This is a genomic window from Paenalicyclobacillus macrosporangiidus, assembly GCF_900116805.1.
GTDB classification, from domain to species: Bacteria; Bacillota; Bacilli; order Alicyclobacillales; family Alicyclobacillaceae; genus Alicyclobacillus_H; species Alicyclobacillus_H macrosporangiidus.
The window spans coordinates 1-4,052 of sequence record NZ_FPBV01000058.1 but is presented as its reverse complement, the minus strand read 5'-3'; the positions used below and the strand labels follow the sequence as shown (position 1 = coordinate 4,052).

Sequence of the window (4,052 nt, the reverse complement as noted above, 5' to 3'; positions counted from 1 at the left end):
TCACACGATGAAGACTTCCCGCCCACCGTCGTGAACACCGCTGCCACGTTGTCATCCAGCGCCCGCAGGTAGTCCGGTGAAAAGTGCCCCTGCGTGAGTTCCGCCAGCACCCTTGCGCTGTCCGCCCCAACCCGAAGGCTAATGAAGTTGCCCAGCACATCTTTTATCGCCTTTTTCAGTTCTCCGTCGAACTGCTCTACCGACTGCGTGATCATCCCGAGACTCAGGCCAAACTTCCGTGTCTCCGCGATGATTTTCGCCATCACGCCGGTCTGAACCCGGTGGCACTCGTCCACGAGCAGAAAGTGCGTCAGCGCTGTACTCTCCAGCCTCGTGAGCGCCACCTGGTAGTACCGCTCGATGAGACCGCCCATCAGCAGCCCCATCAACTCCCCGCCGAGGGCCTTGACGTCGAGGATCAGGATATGGCCCTCGTCCATCCACTCTCGAATGGGCAAGGCGTATTCCGGCTGGCCGAAATAAAGCGCCGTGCTGCTTGAGACAAACGGGCGCAGGCGCCGCTCCACCGGGGCGTAGTAGTCCGGGTTCTTGGCCTGCGCCGGATACGTCTGCTCCCAGTAGGACCGAAGCAGCGGCGTCTTGAGTCGGCGCACCACCGGCAGCCGCCAGTTCTCGTCCTTGAGCATCGGAATCATCCCAGCCAGGACATGCACCACCTCGTCGTCCTCCTGAAACGCCGCCACGCACTTGTCCACGATCTCGTCGATCCGCGCCCCGCCGCCATACGCTTTGCTAATTGTGGCCACCAGCGCGTCGACTGACAGCACCCTCAGCAGATTCATCGCCACAGGATAATCGCGGTTTGAGAAAGAGACGAAGTGCACCTTTTTCCACAGCGGACTATCCTTGGGCAGCGTTGCCTGGAGACGCGACAGGATGATGAGCGCCGTCTCCGACGCCGGGTCCACCAACGTAAAACCGGGCTTTGGCGCGCCCGGCTTTTGCGTCGCCCACTCGTCAATGATGGACTGGATCATGAACACCAGCGTCGAGGATTTCCCTGAACCCGTCATGCCGGTCATGAGGAAATGTCTCGTGAACTGCTCATACGGAATCCGCACAAGCCTTGTCGCCTGTGTCGGGTGGCGCAGGTATCCAATGGCTACGCCAGTCGCGAATTCGTCGTCCCCGAGCGTCCGGGCATGTTCGCGAATAATGGGCATCTTTGGCCATTCGTCCGGTGACGGCACGTGGACCAATTGCGCCAGTTCTTCCGCCGACATCACGAATGGTCTTAGCCCGCGCGACGCGACAAGCTGGTTCTCTGCCGCCACATCGGTCAGCGCCCCAAGCATCCCCTGAAACCACGGCCGGGCGCGCCCTGGGTCCTCGCCTTCAAACTGAATCGTCACCTCGAACAGCTCGTCGAGTTCTTCGTACCGCCGCAATATCCCCTGCATCCGCGCCTTCTGGTGGGGGAGAAGCGACGGCTTGGCGGACTGCGCCCTGCCCTGCCCCGGCTTTGGCGCCGGTTTCCCCGTGAACGCCGCGCCCAACTCCGCGAGGGTTTGCCGCCCGATCTCCGCAAAAGCCTCACGGGTGCTGGCCGCTCCTGAATGGGCTCTGGCCGCCTCCGGGTCGGCCTTGGCATGGGCCTTGCGCACCCGTTCAAACGCTTCTCCGCCGTCCATCGGACTGAACGCGATCTCCACGGCGGTCTTCGGTCCCATCGCCCGCAGCAGCGTCACCAACGGGTCGGACTTGCCGGGGCGGGCAAACGGCAACATGGGGTGTTTGGCGGTGACCCGCATTCGCTCCTTGCGGTTCCCAGGGCTCAAAGCCTCATGGCGATTCTCCTGTGCCACCTCGTGCCACTCCAACGTCGGCAGCAGCGTCCCTCGGACCCCTTGCACCCGGTCGTCCGGCACGATAAACCAGAACCACACCTCACCGTGCGCGTCCTTTTCCACCCGGAAGGTAAACCATACCCGGCCCTTGGCGTACCGTTCGGCCCTCGGCCGCCGGAAATGCGTCAGGCGCGCCAGCCATGCGGCGGTCTCCTGCGCGTTGTAAACGTGGTTTGAACGGGCGATCAGCGCCCTGGGCTCCCCTTTCCATCGCCGCCGCTCCGCCGCCAGCTTTCCCCTGTCTCGCGCCGCGCCGTATCCCACGGCAGCCACAAGCCCAGCCGTGCCAAGACCCGCAAGTGTGTGTTCAACCCACGGATCGAACATCACGAATCACCTCCCGACACCCGACGAGTGACCTTCGGGATGAACCGGCCCGTCACACGCGCGTATGCCGCATACTCTGGAAACTCCGTCACCAGCACCCGCTCCTCCGCCTTGGCCCGAATCCACTGCAGAACGATGAATCCGGCCAGCAACCCCCACAAACTCCACCGCATCGCCCCCAGGCACGAGCCGACAAACGCCAGGGTGTAGGCAACATACAGCGGGTGCCGGACATATCGGTAGGGTCCCGAGCGAACCAGCCGGTGCGCTTCGGGAAGCTGGGTGAGTGAAGAACGAAGCGTCAGAAACGCCCACACCTCCAACGCCAGTGCCAAGCACTGGATCACGTAGGACAGCCCAAACCGCCACACGGGTTCCACATACGGTCCCGGACAGACCCAGGAGATGAGCGCCGGATACACCGCGATGACGGCCGACGCCACAATGCCCGCGGCACCGCCGGACATCCTCGGCGCGCGCCACAGGGACACAAACAGCCAAAACGCCTCCAGCACCAAGACTGCGGCAAACGGCCACAAAAGCGGCGAGCGGAGCATTCCACAAACGCCCGAGAGCAACACCAGAATCGAGACGCCCTGGATCAGCAACCGCAACCACATCACTGGCTCGCTCCCGTCACCACGACCCGCATCGGCACTTGAAACGTCACCGCGTACTGGCCACCAAACAGCGCCTGAGACGCCGTATCCAGCCATGGCACATGGAACACCCCGATGGCCGTCACGGTCACTTGGTTGTTTTGCACCGTCGTCGTCTCGTTGAGACCCGAGAACATCGACGACAGGTGCAACTGCTGGACGGTTTGCTCCCACTGCGCCTGTGCGGCCGCAACTGGATCACTTTTCTGTCGGGTGGTTACGTTAAAATACCCCTGATTCCCCGTGGTGGCGGCCACCTCATGGTGAATGGCGGTCTGCCCGGACCAGGCCGCCGCCTCCGCCGCTGCACGCAGTTGCCGGTATCCCGCGTGGGCAGCCCCGAACGTCATCAGCATGACCGTCAACAGCAGCCCTATCGTCACCCACACCAATCCCTTGTACAGCGCAGCCATGGTCATTCCCCCCTCAATTCGGCGGCCCCGTGAAGTACGTCTCGTTCGTGGCCGAGGCGGTGACACTGAGCGGGATCGTCACAGGCAAGCTGTACGGGTGTCCCAACGCCCGGAACAGGTTCGGGAACAGAATAGGTGCCTGGTACTGGATGGTGACCTTCGCCTCGGGCTGCGCAGGGCCGTTTGTCACTGACGTGGATGAGACCGTCCACAGCGTCTGGCCATGATACGTCTGCGGCAGTTTCGCTTCTTGCAAGGTGTTGGCTACCGCCTCCTGCACCGTTTGGGTGTCTCCCGTCAGCGCCGCCACCCGCGCCCCATTCTCGGCTGCGGTGACCAATACCTGCCGCACGTGAATGAGGGACGAGAAGATGATGATCAGCCCCAGCACCACCAGCGCTGCGGCGGTGGTCACCAAACCCGCGTACAGCATCCCGGTTCCTGTTCCAGCGCGCCTGAAGCGAATCCAACGTGGAATGCGCACCGAAAATCCCCCCTAGACGCGAAAGGGGCAGGCAAGAACCCTCGCCCGCCCCGCTTCAGTGTCCGGATGATCAGCTGCCCGAACCGCCGCCAAGCGCCGGAAGAGAAATGCTGCCGCCGCCCGTGTACGAACCGGTGTACCCGCCGACGCTCGTCGTGCCGCTGGTGGAACTCACGGAGTTGAGCGCGTTCAGACCACTGGTCTGTGCCTTGTTGATGCCAAAGATCATCAGCGCGCCAATCGCGATGATGAACAGCGCCGCAATCACAACGGCGAACATCACGTACGCCAGCTTCGTGAG

5 protein-coding genes are annotated in these 4,052 nt (G+C 63.0%); all 5 read right to left on the bottom strand.

Annotated features, from left to right (window positions below; all coding sequences use genetic code 11):
- On the bottom strand, positions 1–2,195 hold a 2,195-nt coding region (locus tag BM357_RS18425), incomplete at its 3' end, for an ATP-binding protein (protein ID WP_074956835.1).
- On the bottom strand, positions 2,195–2,815 hold the full coding sequence (locus tag BM357_RS18420; RefSeq protein ID WP_074956833.1) for a methyltransferase family protein: 621 nt from the start codon (positions 2,813–2,815) through the stop codon (positions 2,195–2,197). The genes BM357_RS18425 and BM357_RS18420, both read right to left, overlap by 1 nt.
- Entirely contained in the window at positions 2,815–3,267 is a 453-nt protein-coding gene (locus BM357_RS18415; RefSeq protein ID WP_083430687.1) for a hypothetical protein, read from the bottom strand. The genes BM357_RS18420 and BM357_RS18415 overlap by 1 nt, the downstream gene beginning before the upstream one ends.
- Before the next feature lie 13 nt (positions 3,268–3,280).
- Positions 3,281–3,751 (bottom strand): hypothetical protein, encoded by a 471-nt coding sequence (locus BM357_RS18410; protein ID WP_245784097.1) that lies wholly within the window; start codon positions 3,749–3,751, stop codon positions 3,281–3,283.
- A gap of 70 nt (positions 3,752–3,821) precedes the next feature.
- A partial coding sequence (locus BM357_RS18405) for a hypothetical protein (protein ID WP_083430686.1) occupies positions 3,822–4,052 on the bottom strand: 231 nt, incomplete at its 5' end.